Here is a 21128-nt window from a genome sequence, read left to right as displayed (position 1 = left end):
CTAAAAAAGTGAAGCAGAACGTGGCGTTTGAATACTTGCGTGAAATGAAATGTGGCTTTTGGCATCTGGTATGAAATGAAAGGTGGCTTCTGACACCCAGCCTGCTCCAAGACGTTGCAACCTCAGGTTGCAACGTCAGGCTTTCTAACTGCGTGTTTTACATATATATACAGATAGAAGGCTTGCAGGACAATCTGTTGCAACCTGAGGTTGCAACAGATTGAGGTGTAGATAAGGCGTAGATCGACATATAGATAAACAGATACGACATGCGTTCAGCTGCACAGCTTTTTTAACTGCCTATATAATATGAATTATCAAACGAAAGAAAAAATATATCGTTATAGGAGTTAATAAAATACAAGTTGAAAGCGAATCGTAAGTATAAAATTGTAAGATATGATATATAACTACCGTTTATGGAGATATATCTACCGTTTACAGTAAAGCAAGCAAGAAATATCTTGCGAGTATATTTATATGGTTATTATCGAAATCACTTTCTAATGAAAGAGGTAATTACTCTAACAGTTCTTATTTAAGGGAAATCGGTGCGACATGAGCCTCTTGGCTAACGAGCGCAAGGAGAGTAAATATGAGTGATGAAACGTTACCTACCGTCTCTGAATTGCTTGCTCCTGAAAACGTGCGCTTTGTTGACCATGTTGATGATTGGCGCGAGGCAATTCACGTGAGTCTTAAAGCTCTTGAAGAAGGTGGGTTCGTTACTCCGGAATATGCGAATAACATCATTGCGGATACACTGAGCGTTGGTCCCTATTATGTTCTTGCGAATAATATTGCTTTAATTCACGCTCGTCCTGAAGAAGGGGCTATAAAAAAGCAGTTGTCAGTCACACGCCTTGCACACCCCATAGTGTTTAAAGACAAAGCAATTCCTCTTAGCGGCATGCCCGAATGGCCTGTGCGATTACTATTTGCTCTTTCAGCCGAGGATCCTACATCCCATGTGCAAGTTATTCGAGTTATAGCCTCTATTTGCATGGATGATGCTGCTGTAGATGCACTACTCGAAAAAGAAAACCCCATGGAACTCTATACCGCAATAATCGAGGCGGGAAATCAACTAGAAGATTAAAGTATTTATACATTAGTAAGTTCTGCAATGTACTTTGTTGCTACACATATATAGGTCCAAGTTGCTTGAGGGAAATAAGGGGGTGAATTCCATGCTAAAGATAATGGCGGTATGCGGTGCGGGACTGGGAAGTAGTTTTGTTGCTCAAATGTCCATTGAGAGGGTAATGAAAAAGCTTGGCGTTGATGCAAAGGTTGATCATACGGATGTTGCAAGTATTGGTGGTTTTGCAAACAACGTTGATTTAATCGTTGCAGCTTCTACTTATGAAAAGCAAATTAGGGGAAAGGTTCCTGCGGATAAACCCCTTGTTTTTCTCAAGAGTCTTGTAGATGTTAACGAGATTGAAAGCAGAGTCAGTCCCGTGTTGAAAGAAATGGGAGTTATCTCCTAAAAGAAGGTGCCGGCGCTCTCGCGTCGACACCAAAGGCACTCTTCGTTCGACAGAAATTGCTTGGTAGGCGAATCGTACGATCGAAGAGACCTCCTTATAAAAGCACAAATGCATGAAAGATTTGTAATGAGATGGAGGAGGGAATATGACAATCATTAACTGGATTATCAGTAATGTATTAACCCAGGCTGCCGTTGTCATTGGACTCATCGCACTTCTTGGCCTCGCGCTTCAGAAGAAATCTGTGGGGGAAGTTCTTACTGGTACATTTTCTACTATGCTTGGTTTCTTGGTACTTTCTGCTGGTTCTGCTGTGGTCCAAGCATCCCTGACCTATTTTGGTGATGTTTTTAATTTTGGTTTTGGGCTCACGGGTACCAGCGGCGCATTAGTTGCTTCTATTGAGGGCATTAATGGCCAAGCAATGAATGAGCTTGGTCTCGGTGGAAGTATTGCGCTTACCTTACTTGGCATTTTTATCGTGAACATTATTCTTGCCCGTGTAACCAAGTTCAAGTATGTCTTTCTGACTGGTCAGGCTCTTCTCTGGATGTCTACTCTTACAGTCGTTGGCTTCTTCTTTACCGGTCTTCGCGGCCCTGCTCTAGTTATCGCAGCTTCCATTCTTGGCGGTATTTTTGCAACAATGATGCCCGCTATTGCACAGCCAATTATGCGCAAAATTATGGGTAGTGACGATATTGCTCTTGGTCACTTTTGCACTATCGGTTACTTAGTCGCAGCAGGTGTTTCTAAGGTGACTGGCGATGTTGATCACTCCACTGAAGATGTCAAGCTTCCCGAAAGTCTCTCTTTCCTAAGCGATACATATGTTTCTGTTTGGGTGGTAATGTTTATCTTCTATCTGGTTGCAGCCATCGCTGGTGGCGATGCAGGCTATCAGTATTACCTTGAGTCCATTGGTAGCAGCTCTAGCTTGCACTGGCTTGTTGCATGCTTCCTTCAGAGCTTGCAATTTGTTGTGGGCCTTTATGTCCTGATGTCTGGCGTACGCCTCTTGCTTGCTAACATCGTTCCTGCATTCCAGGGTATTTCCATGAAGTTGGTTCCAGATGCTCGTCCCGCCCTTGATTGCCCAGTTACCTTTGCATATGCACCTAATGCAGTAATTATGGGTTTCATTTTTACTACAATTGGTTCGATTATCGGTATGTTCTTAACCATGGCAATCCCCGGCCTCCCCATTGTTATTCCTGGTGTTATGAGTAACTTCTTTGCAGGTGGTACCGCAGGTGTCTTCTGCAACGCAGTTGGTGGTCGCCGTGGCACTATTATTGGCTGCATTGCGCATGGTATTTTTATTATGCTCATCCCCGCAATTCTTGGTCCTATGCTTGCTCAGGTTGGCTTTGTGAATCTTACTGTTACCGACGTTGATACTGCTCTTGCTGGCATGCTTGCAATGCTTCCTGGCCTCTTTGGTTAAACATATTTTTTTAAGGGAGTCCACACTTATTATCGGTGGTGGACTCCCTTTTCATACAGTTACCAAAGCGTATTTTGATGGGGGAAGAATCTATGTTTAGGTTCAGAAGGAAAGAAAAGGCAGCCGCCACTCCTCAAGTCAAAGAAGAGCTAGCTATTGATCATGATGCCCTAGTCAAACAGGCTGACGATTTGCTTGCACAGGCGGAAACCTCCTCGGCTGATGCGCTTGTTGACTTGTACAACAGGGCTGGCGCCGCTTTTGATGCTGCGGGAGAGCTTGATAAAGCAATTGAAGTGTACGAGCTAAGTTTTGAGAATAAGCGCGAAATAGGACCTGCTTCAAAAGCGCTTCAATCTCTTTATAACAAAAAAAGACAGCAGCTTGCCAAAGCGGGAGACTCTGAAGGCGCTATGACTTATCTCGGAAAAATGCAGGAAATCATGCAGGTTGCAAAAGACCAATTGCGAGGTAAATAGCCTAACTCTACAAAGCAATTTACCGCCTGATAGCTCCAATTTATATATCAGAGTTCTCTGAATGAAAGGATACAGCGCATGTATAAAAATATGATTGATATGTTTAAGGAAAACGAGGGCAAAGGCGGTATTGGCGCCTTTAATATTCACAGTCTTGAGGTCATTCCTGCAATGATTCGCGCTGCTGAGGAAATGAACGCCCCCATCATCCTTCAAACTTCTACTGGTACGGTTGAATACATTGGATATAAGCAAATGGTTGCAGTTGTACGTTCCATTGCTGATGATTCTCCTATTAACGTTGCCCTCCATATGGATCACTGCAAGAGTTTTGAAGCGCTTGCAAAGGCGATTGACGCTGGCTTTACCTCGGTTATGTACGATGGATCTGCGTTGCCTCTTGAGGAAAACATTGCTAACACTCAGAAGGTTGTTGCTTTTGCGCATAACCACAGTCCAAAAATTTCTGTTGAGGGGGAAATTGGTGCAATTGGCGGATCTGAAGACGGCGTTGTCGTTGCTAAAGACCAAGCAATGTATACCACCCCAGAAGACGCTATGCGTTTTGTAAATGAGACAAATGTTGATGCCTTGGCAGTTTCTATCGGTACGACACATGGACAATGGAAATCTAAGGCCAAGATTAACTACGATCTACTGCATACCCTTAAAGCCCAACTTGGTGACGTAGCGCTTGTCCTTCATGGTGGTACGGGTGTTTCGGATGATGATATGCGTCGTCTCGCGGCCGAAGGTATGAAGAAATTCAATGTGGGAACTGAGCTGCTGAAGGTTTGGAAAGATGTTGCTAAAGCAAATCTTGAGAAACCTGAGAATACTCCCGTTTATTCCGCTCGTAATATTTTGGTTCCTGCAAACGAGAAAGTTGCAGAGGTTATTAAAGAGAAAATTGCCCTGTACCGTATCTAGGCGTGGTTCAAAATAAACGAGTATAGGGCTGGGTCGGCAGCATGCATGATGCCGGCCCATTCTTTAATATGCGAGTTGATTACTTTCCAGAAAGAGAACCTATGACAAACGCGATTGTTATTCTTGCTGGCTATCCCGCAACTGGTAAGTCCACCTTTACCAAGGCTCTGCTCAAGAGACATCCAGAGTTTATTTTAATGACTCCCGATATGATTAAAGAGCGTATGTGGGAGGATATTGGATTTGATAATGCTCAACAAAAAGACGAGCTTGAGCGTAGCGTATGGGTTGAGTATTACAACGAAATCGAACGTATTATGCGTCAGGGACAACGTATAGTCACTGATTATCCTTTTAGTGAAAAGCAATATGCCAATCTGAAGTCATTAGTTAAAAAGTTTGAATATGGAAGCGTGACTATACGTTTCATTGGAGATCTTCACGTAATTTATGAGCGCTTGCGCCAGCGTGATGCGTTAAGACATCGCCATCTCGCTCATATAGTGAGTCATTACCGTAAAGGAACAACACTTGAAAATCCCTCTGAGGCAGATCAGTTTGTCGATTTTGAGCTTTTAAAATGGCGTGTTACTTCCAAGCATTACGGTGAGTTTTGTTTGGGTGATTTAATTGAAATTGATGCTACGGACATCGCAAGCATCAATCCAAACGACATCGTAGATAAGCTGGATGAAAAACTTAAAAACTTACAACCCATGGGTACTAATTGTGTGGCAACTGAAGCGGATAAAGTTTATTGGGATAGCGCTCCCGCACTTACAGAAGAAGAGCGCAAAGTATTGGCATTATGTGATCATACGGTGCTCAATCAGCGTGCCACTTGGAATGATGTAAAAACTGTACTTGACGATGCTATTCATTTTGGATGTGCATCCGCATGCATTCCTCCCTATTTTGTGTATCAGGGACACAAATATGTAGAAGGAAGACTAAAGATAACAACAGTTGTTGGATTCCCTAATGGAAATGTCGATACGATAACCAAGGTCAATGAGGCTCGACATGCTATTGATGATGGAGCGGATGAGATTGATATGGTTGTCAATCTTGGTCTTGTTGCCTCAGGTGATTTTGATAGTGTGCTTGATGAAATTCGCGGAGTTCGTTCTGTAGTAAGTGGCGGGCGCATCCTTAAGGTGATTATTGAAACCTGCCTGCTTTCCGATTGGGAAAAAGTCCAACTTTGTGAACTTGTAACTCAAGCGAAAGCTGATTTTATAAAAACTTCTACAGGCTTTTCAATGGATGGGGCAACTGTTACTGATGTAGGGCTTTTGCATACACACGCAGGAGAAAGAGTGGCAGTAAAAGCATCTGGCGGTATACATAGCATCGAAGAAGCACAAGCGCTTATTGAAGCTGGGGCTACGCGCCTAGGTGCTAGCAGTCTAGTAGAAGTAATTAAAATGCGTTTAGAAAACTAAAACCTAGGGAGATAAAAATTGCCTCGTCTTAGGTATTCAAGGCGAGGCAATTGGAACAATGCTTTAGGTAATAGACGAGTAGACACAAAGACATAGTTACTCAAAATCGCGAGTGAGCAGTAGTTTGGGTACACTGCTCCATACTTCGCTAGCTGCTTGAATATCAGATGCGACAATTCCATTGGGATCATCATTCATAACGATGTAATCCAAGTCAGCTATTCCAGCAAATTTACTAAAATTAGGGTGTCCTACTTTTGAAGCGTCCATGAGCAACGCTCTTATCTTTGAATGAGAAATAATCGCACGCTTATTTTCAGAACTTTCTTCATGTTTAGTTGTAAATCCATGGCCAGAACTATAGCTATCACAGCACAAAAAAGATTTATCGACATATAGGTTACGAAGATCTCTAATTGTAATTGGCCCTGTTAAGTAAAGATGGTTTTTATAAAGCGTGCCTCCTGGCATAGTAATTTCAGCATTTGGAATACTAAATGCTGCAAAGCTTGCAATCGTAATATCAGTTGTAACTACCGTGAGATCGCGTTTATTCACAAGATGGCGGATAAAATAATAAGTGGTAGATCCAGAGTCTACCGCTATAGTGTCCCCATCTTTTACTAAGCGAGCGGCAAGTTTTCCAATAGCATCCTTCGCCTCTGCATTGATACCCAAACGCTCCTCAGGGTATGAAAGAGAAATTGCGCGCATGGTAGATGATGCGCCACCACGAGTTCGATGTAATTTGCCTGTTGACTCAAGTGTCCTAAAGTCATTACGAACAGTGACTTCAGACACATTAAATTGCTTTGCTACTTGCTCCACCGTTATTTTGTCATTGCGTGCAAGGTATTCGAGAATGGCCGCGCGGCGTCCCTCCGGACTAAGAGAAGAAGTGGACATTTTCGCTGCCTTTCATTTGCAAATGGATTAGTACATTAATAATACGAAGTAGAGACCGCGCTGTGGTTGAGAACATGGATACTGAGAAAGATTCCGCTTACATGTGGTTTACAGGTGTCTGCCAAAACGGCTGCCAGACATGCTGCGTCCGCGTGTGCTAGACCCGCGAAACATGGTACGCATGGGTTTGTTGGTGCTGCGACCAGCGTTAGGCACAATGCGTGACGTATCGTAGGCAAAGCCAGGAAGATCCCAGCTGGGAATGAGCTTCTTTGTAAAGTACTCAACCTCGCGCAACTGACTGATTTCATCGGGAGCAACAAAGGTATAAGCCATACCCGTGGCGCCTGCACGACCAGTACGGCCAATGCGATGAATGTAGTCTTCGGGGTCCATAGGCACGTCGTAGTTGACAACCGCATCAATGCCAGACACGTCAATACCACGGCTCATAACGTCAGTTGCGATGAGTACCTGCACCTTTGCTGTGCGAAACCTCTCAAGAGCTCGTTGTCGAGCGCGTTGAGGACGGTCTGCATGCATTTCCTCAACCTTGATATTTGCTGCCTTAAGGGCTTTGCTTGTCTCATCGACGCGGCGCTTAGTGCGGCAAAATACCAACATGCGTTCAGGTTTGCTTGCATTCAGCAAGGCAATAAGCAGACTTGCTTTTTGCCCCTGAGTAACAGGGCACAGATGTTCTTCAACCGTATCGGCGGTTTCGCCCACCTGGGAAATTTCGACCACCGCCGGCGTGTGTAGCATTGCGTCGACTGTGGACTTTATTGATGGGGGAAGCGTGGCCGAGAAGAGCAGGGTCTGATGTTGTTTTGGCAGCGCCTGGAGCAGGCGGCGTACGCTTGGCCAAAAGCCCATATCAAGCATACGATCAGCTTCATCAAGCACCATTACACGTACTTGCGCAAGGCTGATACTACCGCGTTCCATTAAGTCAAGTAAACGTCCGGGAGTGGCTACCAGTAGGTCACAGCCTGCGCGCAAGTTGCGAATCTGACGATCAAATCTTGCGCCACCCATAATAATGACGGCATGTTGGCCAGTGTGTTTACAGACTGCTGAGACAACTTTTTCTATCTGTTGCGCCAGTTCTCGGGTAGGAGTAATGATAAGCGCATGAGGTGTAGGCGTCTTCTTTTTACCCTGCTTTGCTGTAGGTAAATCAGCAATCAGCTGCAGAGTGGGCAGCGCAAAAGCAGCTGTCTTTCCTGTACCGGTCTGAGCGGAGGCGACCATGTCGCGACCCTTAAGAATCTGCGGGATGGTTTGCGCCTGAACAGGAGTTGGTGCTTCAAAACCAAGTTCTGCAACGCCTGAGAGGATCTGCTCGTTTAGCCCGAGCTCGGCAAATGTTGTATTCATGCAGTTAAGTATCGCCCAACTGCCGATTTGCTGCATGGGACATCTCGTAGAGGTGTTAGTCTTGTCGAGAGCGCGTAAGAACTTAAATGTACAGCCAATTTTGATCGTGCGTTGGTTTGGTAGTGGCGAAAGGAAGCAGTATGTATACCAGCGAAGGCAAGATTTTGCTTGCACAAGGCACCCGACCTGTCTACTTGCTTCCCGAGATGTGCAATCGTCATGGCCTCATTACAGGAGCTACAGGTACGGGCAAGACAGTCACGCTCAAAGCAATTGCCCAGAGCCTATCCGATGCAGGTGTTTCAGTGTTTTTGGCTGATATCAAAGGTGATGTTTCGGGTATGGCAATTACAGGCGAGATGAGCGACAAGCTTGCCGAGCGCTGCAAAGAAACAGGTGTCCCAACTCCTGATTTCCACGCAAGTCCTGTGCATTTTTGGGATGTCTATGGTGAGCAGGGCGTACCAGTACGTACCACTATCAGTGAGATGGGCCCCTTATTGCTTTCACGCCTGTTGAGTCTTACCGACGTACAGGAAGGCGTACTAAACATTGCTTTCCATGTAGCTGATGACCGTGGGTTATTATTGCTGGATCTAAAAGATCTGCGCGCTATGGTTGGCTGGGTGGGCGAACATGCCGATGAGCTCGGGCTTGCCTATGGAAATGTGTCCAGTGCAAGTGTGGGCGCTATTCAGCGCGCGCTGCTGCAGCTAGAAGATGCAGGTGGTGCTAACTTTTTTGGCGAACCAGCTATCGATATTGCTGATTGGATTGGCACCGATGCTGACGGACATGGTTTTGTCAACATTTTAGATGCCGTGCATCTTGTACAGTCTCCACTACTCTATTCAACTTTCTTGCTTTGGACGCTCTCTGAACTCTACGAACGTCTGCCTGAGGTTGGAGATGCCCCTCTGCCCAAGATGGTCTTTTTCTTTGACGAGGCTCATTTGCTTTTTAACGATGCGCCGCGCGCTCTTGTCCAAAAAGTTGAGCAGGTAGTTAAGCTTATCCGTTCTAAGGGTGTAGGTGTATGGATGATTACCCAAAGCCCTGCTGATATTCCCGAGGCAGTGCTTGCGCAACTTGGAAATCGCATACAACATGCACTTAGGGCATATACTCCTGCCGAACAGCGTGCGGTTAAGGCTGCTGCTGAGAGTTTCCGTGTAAATGCAGCATTTGATACCTCCAAGGTTATCGGTGAGCTTGGCACAGGTGAGGCTTTGGTTAGCGTTTTAGATGCCAAGAGTATTCCTGAGGTTGTTGAGCGTGCCTATATTGTTGCGCCAGGTTGCTCAATGGCGGCTGCTTCTGCTGCGGATCATAGTTATCTGGTTGCGAATTCACCTTTTGCTACGAAATATGGCACAGCCGTTGATCGCGAAAGTGCTTACGAACTGCTTAATGCCAAAGTAGTAGCTGAAGCTCAAGCAGCGGAAGAGGCACAAAAGGAAAAGCTTGCTGCTGCAGAAGAGGCAAAAGCTGCGCGTGAACAAGAGAAAGAAGCCGCTCGACAAGAGTGCGAAACTGTACGCGAAGCAGAACGCCAGGCTCGTGAAGCACAGCGAGAGGCGGAGCGTCAAGCTCGTGAGGCACAGAAGGCAGCGGAGAAAGCAGCAGCCAAGGCAGAACGCGAGGCTGAGCGACGCCAGCGTCAAATTGCAAGCATCGGCGTCTCCGTTGCTCGTACTGCTGCGACAACTTTGACCCGCGGTTTGTTAGGAAGCTTGAAGAAAGGCCTTTTTTAAGCCTCAAAATGGCAGCTCAGTCTTATAAAAGTCACGCGTTTGCGTTACAGTGTGACAGCTCGTGCGTTATGTACGAGCTGATGACTGCTGATATTTTGTATGTCGCGAGGGGAACCACCCATGCCTATTAATATTCCAGATGGACTTCCTGCCAAAAAGACTTTGCATGAAGAGCATATTTTTGCGTTGGAAGAAGAGATTGCGGACGCCCAGCATATTCGCCCGCTTAAGGTGGCTATCCTCAATCTTATGCCCACCAAGATTGAGACCGAGACGCAAATCTTGCGTCTCATCTCAAAGACCCCCCTACAGGTGGACTGCGACTTTATGCGAGTTTCGACTCACAAGTCCACGCACGTCTCGGCAGATCACTTGGTCAAGTTTTACGATACTTTTGATGCTTTTCGGGATAAGAATTACGATGGTCTCATTATTACAGGCGCTCCTGTGGAGCAGATGGCCTATGAAGATGTGGACTATTGGGATGAGCTCTGCGAAATCATCGATTGGAGTCAGGAGCACGTCTTTTCCACTCTCTATTTGTGCTGGGGTGCACTTGCGGGTCTCTATCACCTCTATGGAATTCCCAAGCGCCAGCTAGGTGCCAAACTTTTTGGCGTGTTCCCACAACGACTTTGTGATGAATATAGCTTTCTTACCAACGGCTTTGATGAGGTGCATTACATGCCTCACTCTCGCCACGCCGCAATCGATGTGGGTGAGTTGGCTCAGCATCCTGAGCTTCACGTACTGTCTGAGGGATTTAGCTCGGGTCCTGCTCTTATTGCTTCACCAAGCTTTCATGAGATTTATGTCACAGGCCACTTTGAGTACGGCCGTGATACGCTAGCTGATGAGTATTGGCGTGACTTCCATCGTGGCTTGCCTATCCGTCTGCCCGAGAACTACTTCCCTGATGATGATCCCGAGCAGCAGCCCATCTTTACGTGGCGCGCTCATGCCAATCTGCTGTACCGCAACTGGCTCAACTGGGTCTATCAGATGACACCATATGAGCCTGAGCGCATTCCTGAGGTAATCCATGAACTTCAGGTGCAGCACACCGAGAAATTCTAAGGAGCAGGGTATGACCATCAATGAGATTGCCCAGATGGCAAATGTTTCGCGAGCCACAGTATCGCGCTATCTCAATGATGGCTATGTCAGTGAGGAAAAGCGTGAACGCATCGCTCGTGTTATCGAGCAGACTGGATATGTACCCTCGCAACAGGCGCGTACTCTGCGTACGGGCAAGACGCATTTTGTGGGCGTCATCATCCCCAAGATTAGCTCCGAGTCTATTGGACGCGAAGTTGCAGGCATTACCTCTGTTCTTAGTGCCTCGGGTTACAGTGCTGTACTTGCCAATACTGATGGTGATGTGGATAGCGAGCTGTCCTATCTCAAGTCCTTTGTTGAACAGGGTCAAAGCGACGGCATTATCCTTATTGGTACCGTTATTACTGATGAACATAAGAAGCTTTTCAAAAACTTCCAACTGCCTTTGGTAGTGTTGGGTCAGCACGTTACTGGTATTAGCTGTATTTATTTTGACGATTACAATAGCGTCTATGATCTAACTTTGTGCTGCACAGTAGGAAGCAGCCATCCTGCCTACATCTCGGTTCCCGAGCGGGACTATGCTACAGGTTATTTGCGTCGCAAAGCCTTTCTTGATGCTATCGAGCATCAAGGTTTTGATGTGGAAGCAGCGCCAATTGAACAGGGAAAATTTAATGCATGGTCTGGTTATACCTGCGCTACCAAAATCATGGAAGCTCATCCCGAAACTGATGCGATTGTGTGTGCAACCGACGAGATTGCCGCAGGCGCTCTAACCTATTTACGCAACAAAGGCTACAAGGTGCCAGATGATGTCCGTGTGACGGGCCTGGGTGACTCCACTCTCGCTAAAGTTGTGAGTCCCAGTTTGACCACGGCTCATTACTACTATCGTACGAGCGGGGTTGAGGCAGCGCGCATGTTACTCGAGGCTATGGAGCAAGGTGAAGCAGCGCCGCGCGAGACCAAGATGGGCTTCAAACTTGTTTTGGGTGGTTCCACCCAGCGTCCTGTTTAGCGCTGTTGCCGTGTTTTGCTTCAGCCTACCTCGTTCTGCTTGTCAAATGCCATACTCTGGCTTAACGAGGATATCAAAAGTCGCGTTCCACCTCCCGGTTGTCAAACGCCACACATCTTTAGCCAAAAGCCACGTATCTCTTCACGCCCAAAAAATCTACCTGCGCAAACGTCAGGTCCTTTGAAACAGAACGTGGCTTTTGACATTTTTTCTGAAACAGAACGTGGCGTTTGGCAAACAAGACCACTTTGATTGAAACAGAACGTGGCTTTTGGCAAGTAGCACCGTGTCTTACTTCGTGTGCAAAGTCCTACGAAACCAGCGGTATTAAAATGGTGAGCACAATTTAGTGCCTAATACGTAAGCAGTTATTTACTTTGATCTACTCCAATGATGCTACAGCTATCTGAAATGCGCTTAAACAAGATGAGTTGATTGTCTTTTACAAGATATAGTTCGTCGTTATTTGCAAGAAGCAGCTCATAGTCAACGCCTTCTGTCTTCATGAGATATATGCGCTCGTATAGGTATTCATACGCCCCTTCTTTGAAAAAATGTTCAGGAGCTGCATCTTGGTTATAAAAGTAACTCTTACTTTCTTGGGGGCTAAATGCTAAATATTGATTGGTCTCAAGAGGTCCTTCACCACTTTGAAACGTGCCTACTATTTTTGCATGTTGGTATGTATTGAGTTGGCCCTTGACAGAAGCAAATAAGACTATAAACACAATTGAGCAGACGATGCCAATGATAGCAATTACAGTAATAGGAGTAATTTTTACCTTAGATGTCGACATGACGTGCTCCTAGCGAACCCACTTAGCCCATTCATTACGGCTATATGCAAAACCTATCCTCTTAATATCATGGAGTTGTGAGAAGACTTCTTAAGATGGCCTTAAAGAGGAGCAAGCGGCTTACTTTTTACTACAGACGGCTAGCTTTGTTTATTTTTAAAGCTAACAAAGTGTCTTTCTCATTCAATAATTTTTTCAAACCAATCTTGATGGATTCAAAAGCATTTAGTAGAGATTCTAGAATTACCATTCGCCGAAAAAATACTACCGTTCGTACGCGCTTGGCAAATGGTGTACACTTTGTGAAGACATCAGTTTACTCTGGTAGCGAGTTGTGAGAACGATTTCACACAGGCCTATGACAGTTTTCTGTCGCAGGAAAGGGAGGAAATATGGCGTTGGATTACAAAGAGGCTGCAAGGGCTACGCTGGAGGCGATAGGCGGCGCGTCAAATGTCGTGTCTGCTGCTCACTGCGCCACCCGTCTGCGTCTCGTAATTGCCGACAACGACAAGATTGACAAGGAGAAGCTCGAGGATATCCCCGGCGCAAAAGGTAACTTTGAGGCTTCTGGTCAGCTACAGATTATCTTTGGTACAGGTACCGTCGATAAAGTTTATGACGAATTTACCAGCCAAGGTGGCATTAGTGCAGCTAGCAAAGCTGAAGTGAAGGCAGCCGCCGCCAAGAATCAAAACAAGTTTATGGCTGCCATCAAAGTCCTCTCTGACGTGTTTGTACCCATCATTCCTGCAATCGTTGCCTCCGGTATGCTCATGGGTATCATGGGAGCAATTCCCTTCCTCTTCCCAGGCGTCGACCTTTCGGGCAATGTGTACTGGAAGATTGCAGGCTTGATTAATGCGTGCGCACTTGCAAATCTGCAGATTCTTCTCGGTTTTTCTGCTGCTACCGTCTTTGGTGGCAATCCCTATCTTGGTGCATCGCTGGGTGCCTTGCTTATTAGCGGTGACTTCATCAATGCATATAATGCGTCGTCTGCAATTGCTGATGGCTCGATGATTCGCTTTGATGTTATCCCTGGCCTCTATACCATCGATTGGGTTGGCTATCAGGGTCACGTTATTCCCATTCTTGTAGGCGTCTGGATCCTTTGTTTCTTTGAGAAGCGTCTCCACAAGGTTGTTCCCGAGATGTTCGACCTCTTCTTGACTCCGTTGCTGTCTGTTTCTGCAGCCGCCTATATCACGATTCTCTTTATCGGCCCGATCTTTGTATATCTCGAGAATGCAATCCTTGGTCTGCTGATGGCTTTGCTTGCTATGCCCTTTGGTATCGGTAATGCAATCATTGGTCTTATCTACAGCCCCTCGGTTGTTACTGGTTTGCACCAGATGTATACCGCTATCGACGTCTCGATGATTGCCCAGCATGGTGTTACCTACTGGCTACCTCTTGCCTCTGCTGCAAACATTGCACAGGGTGGTGCCTGCCTAGCCGTTGCGTTTAAGACGAGGTCTGACAAGACCAAAGCACTGGCTATCCCTTCTGGTATTTCCTGCCTGCTTGGCATTACTGAGCCCGCTATCTTTGGTGTCAACCTGCCCAAGGTCAAGCCATTCGTTGCAGGTATGATTGGCTCTGCAGTTGGTTGCGTGATTTGCTACTTCACCAACCTCTCCGCTTCTGGTACGGGCGTCACGGGTATCTTTGGTATCTTGCTGTGCATCGCAAATCCCGTGGGCTACGCCATCATGTTTGCTGCAGCCTTTGCAGTTGCCTTTGGTATCACTTGGACCATTTACTCCGACGATGCTGACGCAAAGAAGCAGGGCAAGACTCTGCCCGAGCAGGCCGTAGCTTCCACTCAGGCTGCCGCCAACCAGACCGCAGCAGTTGCCGCAAGCGTTGCTCAGTCTAACCAAGGCGTTTCCGCTCCCACCGATGCTGAGGTTGTCTTTACTCCTTGTGCGGGTCAGGCAGTCGCTCTTGACCAGGTATCTGACCCTGTTTTTGCCAGCAAAGCAATGGGTGATGGCGCAGCAGTGCTTCCTAGCGATGGCAAAATGTACGCTCCTGTGTCTGGTACCATTACCGTCCTTGCTGACACTGGCCACGCAATTGGTCTGCTTTCCGATGAAGGCGCAGAAATTTTGATTCACATTGGTATCGACACCGTTAACCTCAAGGGTGCTCCCTTTACGCCGCATACCACCGTGGGTGCAGCAGTCAAGAAGGGTGACCTGCTGATGGAAGTTGACCTTGGCGCTATTAAGGCTGCTAACCTCGACACGATGACCATGGTCATTATTACCAACACCGATGAGTACAAGAACATCAACACTCATACCGGTGGCACGGTCAAAGCTGGTGTCCCACTTATTGAGCTTAAGTAAAGTGCTTGGCTGAGAATTAGCAACTGTTGGGGCGGTCGCCACGTGCGACTGCCCCTTCTTGGAATGAAGAATCCTTAAACTTGGAATGAAAAATCCTTAAAAGGAGTGCAGCATGATTGATGTTACTGCCCTAGGTGAAGTACTTATTGACTTTACGGATGCGGGTATTTCTGACGCTGGTCAAAAACTCTTTGAACGCAATCCTGGCGGCGCTCCTGCAAATGTGCTGGTAGCACTACAGCGTCTAGGGCATCAGACTGCCTTTTTAGGCAAGGTTGGTGCCGACATGCATGGCGAGTTTTTGCGTGCCACGATGGAAGCCAACAATATTGATGTGCGCGGTCTTTTGGTAGATCCCCATTACTTCACAACGCTTGCTTTTGTTGCGTTAGATGACCAAGGCGACCGCTCCTTCTCCTTTGCACGCAAGCCTGGAGCAGATACACAGATTTCTGCAGAAGAGCTGGATACCAAGCTTATCGAAGAGAGCAAAATCTTCCATATTGGATCTCTCTCATTGACCGACGAACCTGCGCGTGCAGCTACCTTTGCAGCGCTGGAAACTGCCAAGGCTGCTGGTTGTGTGATGAGCTACGATCCCAATTACCGTGCCAACCTCTGGCCTGGTGCCCCTGCTGCTATGGAGCAGATGCGTGCCGTGCTGCCCTATATGGACATTATGAAAATGAGTGACAATGAGTGTGAGTTATTAACCGATGTTGCTGATCCCGCTGAGGCTGCAAAAAAGATTGTGTCAGGCAATGTCAAAGTATGCTGTGTGACTCTAGGTTCTGAGGGTGCATTGATATGCACCAAAGACGGCGTAACTACTGTTCCTCCGTTCAAGACTGAGGCTGTGGACACTACAGGAGCGGGAGATTCCTTCTGGGGAGGCTTCCTTGCCGCCTTCTTAGAGAGTGACTTGACTCCTGCAGACGTTACGCTTGAAGATGCAAAGAGGATGGCCCGTATGGGCAATGCCGTAGCCTCACTTTGTGTTCGCAAGCGTGGTGGTATTCCTGCGATGCCCGAGCGTGCCGAAGTACTTGAGGTTCTTGCCTAAGCTCTGCTGAGTATCAGCCTTTCTGTATGTACGCTACATTCGAATTGAGGGAGCTCCATGGCTGTAGATATCAACTGGAACCCCAAGCACAATTGGCGCCTGCGATTCCATCTACAAACCCCTACAGGTGGCTTGACTGACCCTAACGGTTTGTCACAGCTCAATGGTGTGTATCACTGGTTTCATCAGTACACACCAAAGTGGCCTGCAGTAGGGCATGGTTGGGGTCATTGGACAAGTACAGATCTCATCAATTGGACCTTCCATGGTGAAGTAATTCGCCCTGATTGCGAGCTCGATCGCAACGGTGCATATTCTGGCTCTGCGTTGGTGAAAGACGGCAAGCTTTGGTGTTACTACACGGGTAATGTGCTTGAGCTTGGTGATTATGACTATGACTTCGCAGGACGTCTTGCCAACGAAAACCTCGTGATTTCTGAGGACGGTAATAGCTTTAGCAAGAAGATCTGTGTGCTCGACAATGCGGGCTATCCCGCCTATTGCTCCAACCACGTGCGTGATCCCAAAGTGTGGGAGCAGGACGGTTTCTTGCACATGCTGTTGGGTGCGCGTACAACAGACAGTCGTGGTGCGGTTCTGCTCTATCGCTCAGGCGACGGTTATACGTGGGAGTTTGAAGGCTCAGCAACGGCGTATAGCAAAGGCGGTTTTGGCTACATGTGGGAGTGCCCTAATGTAGCACGCCTAGGTAATCGAGAGTTTCTCTTTATTTGCCCTCAAGGTGTTCCCAAGCAGCCTTTTAAGTATCAAAACATTCACAACTGCGGTTATTTCCCTGTGGATGGCAAGGTTATTGATTTGCTTGGCAAAGATGCAGACAAGATGGATGCAAAAGCACCTTATGCTTGCTTTGATGAGAATGATTTTGTCGAAACAGATTATGGTTTTGATTTTTATTGTCCACAGATTTTTGAAGATGAGCAGGGACGCGTGCTCTACGTAGGCTGGATTGGTCTGCCAGACATCGAGTTTCAGTACGAGACGCCAACGCGCGAGTGGGTGCATACGCTGACCTTGCCGCGTGAACTTTCGCTGAATGAAGCAGGACAGGTGTGTTTTTGGCCTGTTAAGGAAATTAATGTACTGCGAGAGACTCCTGTGGAATTTAGTGTAGAAGCAGCTCTTGGAGCTACGGGCTACGTTGGTTCACAGACAACCTGCGATATGTTTGATGTAACGGGCGCACAAGCTGCATGCTTCCCAAATGGCACAGCCGACGTGTTAATTGAAGATATACAAGGTGAGGGCCGTGTGATTATTGGCTCTGATTTGGAACTCTTCTTGCATGGAGATATGCTTGAGTTGGACTTCCAAAGTCCGTCGGGGCGCTGGCGTACCAATCGTCGTCTACCACTTTCTGCGCTCAGTGCGGGTCGCGTTACTGATTTGCGCATCTTGGTGGATACCTCGGTCATTGAGATTTATATCAATGGAGGGGAGAAGACCATGACTACGCGTTGGTATCCCCTAGAAATTAATAACCTGCATGTGACCTCAACTTTGCAGGCGCGCTACTCTGCGTGGGAAATGGGCGCTTTTGGCTTTGAGAATGTTGGGTAAGCTCCCTTCAGATTGAAATATATGAATGCACCTGCGGGACATATCTTGCGGGTGCATTTGTTGTCTAGGGGCTTTTATGTGCATATCTATACAGCTCAATAGCCTAAATTCCTACCGTTCACGGATGAATACCAAGACCTTGGACTGGGTTACTTTTGCATTTGGCTTTATTCTCGCTGCAGTCATGGGTTGCAACTTGATTGCCGCTGCAATCATCGCGGTCTTCTTTGCACTAATCAATTTTGAGCTGCAGTCTCTCAAGTCTGGCAAGCGTGCCCTTGCTGCCGCAGGCGCTGCTTCCATTGATGATGAGGAAGAGGAGGACATCTAATCATGGCAGAACTTAAAAAAGTTTCCCCCGCTGCGCTAAAGCAGTCCTTTAGGTGCTGGATTTACGGTAACCTCACCTGCTTTTCTCAGGAACATATGCAGACCTTTGGCTATTTGTGGTCGATGATGCCTGTTGTCGACGATTTGTATGACAAAGATGAAGACAAGGTTGAGGCGCTGCGTACCTACACCACCTTCTTTAATACCGAACCTCAGATTGGCACCATGGTTGTTGGTTTGACGGTGGGTCTTGAGGAGGCACGCGCCAATGGTGAGCCCATGGATGCCGAGACCATCAACGGTATTCGTGCTGGTCTGATGGGTCCTTTGGCGGGTCTTGGTGACTCCATCATTGTTGGTACCTTTATTCCTATCCTACTAGGCATTGCCTTGGGCTTGTCTACGGGCGGCAATCCTTTGGGCCCGATTTTCTACATGATTGCATGGAATGCCATCATGTACTTTGGTATGAAGTTTGCTTACGAGCAGGGCTATACCTTGGGTGGCAATGCGGTTGAGGCGCTCGTCGGTCCTGACTCTGCCGCTCTGCGCAGCTCTATTGTTATGGTTGGTACCATGGTTATCGGCGCTGTTGCTGCTACCTGGATTTCCATCTCCACGAGCTTCAATCTGCAATTTGCTGAAGACTCAGCATTTAACCTGCAGAATACGCTTGATGCCATTATGCCCAAGTTCCTGAGTTTCTTCTTTGTCTGGCTGTGTTGGTGGTTGATGACCAAAAAGAAGATTTCCCCGACTATCGTTATGTTGATTCTTGTTGTGATTGCGCTGCTTGGCTGCATCACAATTCCTGGCATCAACACTTCGTTCTTCAACACGGGTCTTTCTTACTAATACCCATGCTTGAGACCTGTGGTGCTAGCTGCGATATTTGTCAGCTGGCACCACGGGCCTATTTATAATCCTGCATACTATACAGGTTGTTTGCATCTAGTGTTATTTGAGAGGAAGCCTTACATGGCCGCCGAAGCTCACCAAATAGTAAAAGATATCAGCGAAGCTGAGCGTCGCAATCTCATTACTGAGGCTGATTGTCAAACTCAGGCAGTCATGCGGCTGGAAGTCTATAAACGCCTCGGTTATACCGGAGTTGCGGCGGCGGCACTACTCATCTATTGGCAGGTATATCTATCTGGTTCCGAGTGGTTTTTGGGATTGGGTATCGCGCTGCTTGTCATATTTGGTATTGCAGCACTGATTTTGACTGTAGGCATTGCCAATGCAAAAAAGAATATCAAAGCAATTGTGGCTGCTGCGGGGATTGATTTAGATTCGATGCCACTTGGTAATGGCAAAGATAGCAAGTTTGCTCAAATGGTGCGCCGTGCAAATACAAAAGCTGAAGGTTTTTTGAGTAAGCATAGCAACGAACTAGATGGGGAATAGTAGACCTTGATACCACAACCTAGCAATATGCAGTGGTGGAATAGTTTTGGAGATGCAATAATTCGGAGGTTCTATTCTTGCTGTTTGCAGGATAGTAAGCGTTTGTATTGAAGTTACTTCTGTCAATTGAGCCAAAATTGGGGAGGTGCGAAAAATGGGTGAAAAAAATAGTGAAGCGGTTGCTCGTAAGCTCCTCATTTATTCGCAGGCTCTCCCTAAAGGTCTTGTAGGCTCAGGTTCGGCAAAAGGTACTGCGGCTAGTGAGTCTGCGGTACTCCACTATCTTTCGACATGCGATCCAGAAGAAGGAGTGATTCCTTCTGAAATCGCAGCTCAGATGGGTTATTCTCGAGCCCGTGTGACGCGTATTCTTGATGCGCTTGAAGCACGGGATGAAATAGTTCGTGTGCATGACAGCGAGGATAGACGTCGTGTTTTGGTATACATCACCGAGCATGGTCGCCGCACAATTTCGGAGCACAATGCAAAGAGCACCAAGGCACTCTCGCATTTTCTTGAGGGACTTGGTGAAGAAGATTCCCAAGAGCTGTTGCGCATTTTGCGCAAGGGATACAAGATCACCTACGGATCCCATTCGCCTGACGACCTTGACGTTTGAAGAGTTCAGAGCTGTGCTTCCTAGCTCAGATAGTTAAGGTTTGCATTATAAGGAGCTGAGCCGTGAAGCCAAAAATTGTTTTTTCTGATGTCGACGGCACCTTCGCAGACAAGGATCATCAGCCCATAGTTGCAGATGCACCTATCGTTCAGGCGGTAGTTGCTATGGATGTACCTGTGTGTTTGGTGTCTGCTCGTCCACCTCAGGGTTTACATCCTTTTCAACGTAGCTTGGGTTTTGAGGGGCCGATTGTGTGTTATTCAGGGGCCTACGTGTTGGACGAGATGGGGTGCACCCTTGCGAGCGAAATCATTCCTATAGATAAAGCGCTGGAGATTTATACCTATCTTACGGAGAGCTTGCCGAGTATATGCGTCAATACCTACGGATTTGATGAGTGGGTGGTGGCAAATCCTGACGATCCTCGTGTGAAATACGAGGAAAAGGTTGTACATGCTCGAGCGCGTGCGTCAACTGATATCGAGGGGATATTTACTGCTACAGGTGTCCATAAGTTTTTGTTGATGGGAAGTCCTAATGATATTCGTGCAGCAGAGCAGAGCGTAGGCGAGCATTATCCCGAGCTCAATGTGGTTCGTTCCAGCGCGACGCTTTGTGAAGTCATGAGTAAGCGCGCATCTAAATCGGCAGGTGTTGCTCATTTGTGCGAGCATTTTGGTCTGCTTGCTGATGATGCAGTTGCTTTTGGTGATGGTTATAACGATTTGGATATGATTGGCGCTGTTGGCAGGAGTTTTGCTATGGCAAACGCTGTACCCGCAGTAAAGCAGGCAGCAACCGAAGTTATCGAGTGGACCAATGATGAGTCTGGTGTCGCGCGCACCCTTGCCACGCTTTTTGAACTTTAATTCCCGAACTTAATTGCTTAAAGGGGTGCCACAGAAGTTGGCATATGGGAAAAATGTGCTATAGACCCACTTCCATAATGCCTTGCACGTCAAACGCCACGCATTCTTTCAAGCAGTGCGGCTCTGCCTGCCAAACGCCATACATCATTTCAAATGATACTGCCCTGCTTGTCAGAAGCCACGGATTACTT

General features: G+C 47.1%; 20 protein-coding genes. 17 read left to right on the top strand and 3 right to left on the bottom strand.

The window, feature by feature from the left end:
* The first annotated feature begins 595 nt into the window (after positions 1 to 595).
* The 6 genes from HMPREF9069_RS00875 (at position 596) to deoC (ending at position 5794) form a co-directional block, all read left to right on the top strand.
* Positions 596 to 1099 (top strand): PTS sugar transporter subunit IIA, encoded by a 504-nt coding sequence (locus tag HMPREF9069_RS00875; RefSeq protein WP_021625203.1) that lies wholly within the window; start codon positions 596 to 598, stop codon positions 1097 to 1099.
* Positions 1100 to 1190: 91 nt separating this feature from the next.
* Positions 1191 to 1493: a PTS sugar transporter subunit IIB gene (locus HMPREF9069_RS00870; protein WP_021625202.1), complete on the top strand. Its 303-nt coding sequence runs from the start codon at positions 1191 to 1193 to the stop codon at positions 1491 to 1493.
* Positions 1494 to 1638: 145 nt separating this feature from the next.
* The gene (gene ulaA, locus HMPREF9069_RS00865) at positions 1639 to 2940 is read left to right on the top strand and encodes a PTS ascorbate transporter subunit IIC (protein ID WP_021625201.1); all 1302 of its coding nucleotides are present in this window, start codon (positions 1639 to 1641) and stop codon (positions 2938 to 2940) included.
* A gap of 92 nt (positions 2941 to 3032) precedes the next feature.
* Entirely contained in the window at positions 3033 to 3419 is a 387-nt protein-coding gene (locus HMPREF9069_RS08735) for a hypothetical protein (protein WP_051317743.1), read from the top strand.
* Positions 3420 to 3497: 78 nt separating this feature from the next.
* Positions 3498 to 4349, top strand: a complete 852-nt coding sequence (locus HMPREF9069_RS00855; protein WP_021625199.1) for a class II fructose-bisphosphate aldolase — start codon at positions 3498 to 3500, stop codon at positions 4347 to 4349.
* 101 nt (positions 4350 to 4450) lie between these two features.
* Complete coding sequence (gene deoC / locus HMPREF9069_RS08955; protein ID WP_198009680.1) at positions 4451 to 5794, top strand: deoxyribose-phosphate aldolase; 1344 nt, start codon at positions 4451 to 4453, stop codon at positions 5792 to 5794.
* Positions 5795 to 5890: 96 nt separating this feature from the next.
* On the opposite strand, the gene HMPREF9069_RS00845 is transcribed toward deoC, so the two are convergent.
* A complete protein-coding gene (locus HMPREF9069_RS00845) occupies positions 5891 to 6700 on the bottom strand; it encodes a DeoR/GlpR family DNA-binding transcription regulator (RefSeq protein ID WP_021625197.1) in 810 nt (269 codons plus the stop codon).
* A gap of 108 nt (positions 6701 to 6808) precedes the next feature.
* Positions 6809 to 8116 carry a DEAD/DEAH box helicase gene (locus HMPREF9069_RS00840; protein ID WP_021625196.1) on the bottom strand — a complete coding sequence of 436 codons (1308 nt, stop codon included), beginning with the start codon at positions 8114 to 8116 and terminating at the stop codon, positions 6809 to 6811.
* A gap of 104 nt (positions 8117 to 8220) precedes the next feature.
* Here HMPREF9069_RS00840 and HMPREF9069_RS00835 point away from each other — a divergent pair, with 104 nt between their 5' ends.
* From HMPREF9069_RS00835 to HMPREF9069_RS00825, 3 genes are all read left to right on the top strand, one after another.
* A complete protein-coding gene (locus HMPREF9069_RS00835) occupies positions 8221 to 9834 on the top strand; it encodes a helicase HerA-like domain-containing protein (RefSeq protein WP_021625195.1) in 1614 nt (537 codons plus the stop codon).
* A 120-nt stretch (positions 9835 to 9954) separates the two neighbouring features.
* A complete protein-coding gene (locus tag HMPREF9069_RS00830) occupies positions 9955 to 10911 on the top strand; it encodes a homoserine O-succinyltransferase (RefSeq protein ID WP_021625193.1) in 957 nt (318 codons plus the stop codon).
* Between the two features lie 10 nt (positions 10912 to 10921).
* Positions 10922 to 11914, top strand: coding sequence for a LacI family DNA-binding transcriptional regulator (locus HMPREF9069_RS00825; protein WP_021625192.1), 993 nt, complete (start codon positions 10922 to 10924; stop codon positions 11912 to 11914).
* A 368-nt stretch (positions 11915 to 12282) separates the two neighbouring features.
* Here the strand turns inward: HMPREF9069_RS00825 and HMPREF9069_RS00820 are convergent, their stop codons facing one another.
* Positions 12283 to 12711, bottom strand: a complete 429-nt coding sequence (locus HMPREF9069_RS00820; RefSeq protein WP_021625190.1) for a hypothetical protein — start codon at positions 12709 to 12711, stop codon at positions 12283 to 12285.
* A 392-nt stretch (positions 12712 to 13103) separates the two neighbouring features.
* On the opposite strand from HMPREF9069_RS00820, the gene HMPREF9069_RS00815 reads away from it, so the two are divergent.
* From HMPREF9069_RS00815 to HMPREF9069_RS00780, 8 genes are all read left to right on the top strand, one after another.
* Positions 13104 to 15068, top strand: coding sequence for a PTS sucrose transporter subunit IIABC (locus HMPREF9069_RS00815; RefSeq protein ID WP_021625188.1), 1965 nt, complete (start codon positions 13104 to 13106; stop codon positions 15066 to 15068).
* Positions 15069 to 15180: 112 nt separating this feature from the next.
* Positions 15181 to 16131 (top strand): carbohydrate kinase family protein, encoded by a 951-nt coding sequence (locus HMPREF9069_RS00810; RefSeq protein ID WP_021625187.1) that lies wholly within the window; start codon positions 15181 to 15183, stop codon positions 16129 to 16131.
* A gap of 57 nt (positions 16132 to 16188) precedes the next feature.
* Positions 16189 to 17712, top strand: coding sequence for a glycoside hydrolase family 32 protein (locus HMPREF9069_RS00805; protein WP_021625186.1), 1524 nt, complete (start codon positions 16189 to 16191; stop codon positions 17710 to 17712).
* A gap of 76 nt (positions 17713 to 17788) precedes the next feature.
* The gene (locus HMPREF9069_RS00800; RefSeq protein ID WP_232204011.1) at positions 17789 to 18043 is read left to right on the top strand and encodes a PTS sugar transporter subunit IIC; all 255 of its coding nucleotides are present in this window, start codon (positions 17789 to 17791) and stop codon (positions 18041 to 18043) included.
* A 2-nt stretch (positions 18044 to 18045) separates the two neighbouring features.
* Entirely contained in the window at positions 18046 to 18897 is an 852-nt protein-coding gene (locus HMPREF9069_RS00795) for a PTS system mannose/fructose/sorbose family transporter subunit IID (RefSeq protein WP_021625184.1), read from the top strand.
* Positions 18898 to 19020: 123 nt separating this feature from the next.
* Complete coding sequence (locus tag HMPREF9069_RS00790) at positions 19021 to 19449, top strand: hypothetical protein (RefSeq protein WP_021625183.1); 429 nt, start codon at positions 19021 to 19023, stop codon at positions 19447 to 19449.
* A 154-nt stretch (positions 19450 to 19603) separates the two neighbouring features.
* The gene (locus tag HMPREF9069_RS08730) at positions 19604 to 20068 is read left to right on the top strand and encodes a MarR family winged helix-turn-helix transcriptional regulator (protein WP_021625182.1); all 465 of its coding nucleotides are present in this window, start codon (positions 19604 to 19606) and stop codon (positions 20066 to 20068) included.
* Positions 20069 to 20130: 62 nt separating this feature from the next.
* Positions 20131 to 20937 carry a Cof-type HAD-IIB family hydrolase gene (locus tag HMPREF9069_RS00780; protein ID WP_021625181.1) on the top strand — a complete coding sequence of 269 codons (807 nt, stop codon included), beginning with the start codon at positions 20131 to 20133 and terminating at the stop codon, positions 20935 to 20937.
* Positions 20938 to 21128 lie beyond the last annotated feature (191 nt).

Origin of the sequence: Atopobium sp. oral taxon 810 str. F0209 (genome assembly GCF_000466405.1) — a bacterium.
Lineage (GTDB): Bacteria > Actinomycetota > Coriobacteriia > Coriobacteriales > Atopobiaceae > Olegusella.
Note: the sequence above shows the minus strand (reverse complement) of the source record. Positions and strands in the feature narration are given on the sequence as shown.